The sequence below is a fragment of the Streptococcus mitis genome (genome assembly GCF_905187495.1).
GTDB lineage: Bacteria > Bacillota > Bacilli > Lactobacillales > Streptococcaceae > Streptococcus > Streptococcus mitis_CU.
The window spans coordinates 1-1,252 of the sequence record NZ_CAJJIB010000016.1 but is presented as its reverse complement, the minus strand read 5'-3'; the positions used below and the strand labels follow the sequence as shown (position 1 = coordinate 1,252).

At 40.6% G+C, this 1,252-nt stretch carries 1 protein-coding gene; it reads left to right on the top strand.

What is annotated here, in order from left to right:
* A partial coding sequence (locus JQ843_RS03710; protein ID WP_419991896.1) for an Ig-like domain-containing protein occupies window positions 1-1,252 on the top strand: 1,252 nt, incomplete at both ends.

The window sequence follows — 1,252 nt, the reverse complement described above, 5'->3', positions numbered from 1 at the left end:
GTAGATAAGAATGGTACACCAGTAACAGCTAAATACACACCAACAGTAGCACCAGTAACACCAACAGGAACAGACGCTATAACAGAAGATGTTCAAGGTTCAACTCAAACAGGTAAACCAGTATTCACACCAGGTAAAACAACAGTTAACGGTGAAGAAAAAACTGTAGAATTATCTGATAAACCAGCTCAATTGGTAGATCCGAAAACAGGAGATCCAGTTGATTCAGTAACCATCGAAGGTGAAGGAACATACACAGTAGCTCCAGACGGCACAGTAACCTTTACCCCAGAGAAGAACTTCACAGGTAAGGGAACAGGTGTAACAGTTCAACGCGAAGATAAGAACGGAACACCAGTAACAGCTACTTACACACCAGTTGTAAAACCAGCAACACCAACAAGTTCAGATGTTATCACTACAAATGTTCAAGGTGCTACTCAATCAGGAACACCAACATTTGAAGGTGGAAAAGTAACAGTCAACGGTGAAGAGAAAACTGTAGAAATCGATGAAACTGTTAAACCAACATTTGATGATGGCACAACTGAGAAGAAAGTACCAGGCGAAGGAACATACACTATCGATGAAAACGGTACAGTAACCTTTACCCCAGAGAAGAACTTCACTGGTCAAGCAACAGGTGTAACAGTGAAACGTGTAGATAAGAACGGTACACCAATCACAGCTAAGTACACTCCAGTAGTTGTTCCAGTATCACCAACTTCAAAAGACACTGAATCAGAAGGTCCTAAAGGACAACCTCAATCAGGAACACCAACATTTGAAGGTGGAAAAGTTACAATCAACGGTAAGGAAGTTCCAGTAGAAATCGATGAAACAGTTAAACCAACATTTGACGATGGCACAACTGAGAAGAAAGTACCAGGAGAAGGAACATACACAATCGATGAAAACGGTAAAGTAACCTTCACCCCAGAACCTGACTTCGTAGGTAAAGCAACAGGCGTAACCGTTAAACGTGTAGATAAGAATGGTACACCAGTAACAGCTACTTACACTCCAACAGTTCGTCCTGATACTTCATTCGTTGATAAAGATGGCAACCCACTTTCACCAACAGAAGATGGAACTAAACCAACTAAAGATATCCCAGGATACAAGATTGTTAAAACTGAAGTAGACGAAAAAGGAAATACAAAACACATCTATGAGAAAGTGACAACGACTTATAAAGATAAAGATGGCAATGTAATTCCAAACTATCCAACAGAAGACGGCGAACAACCTA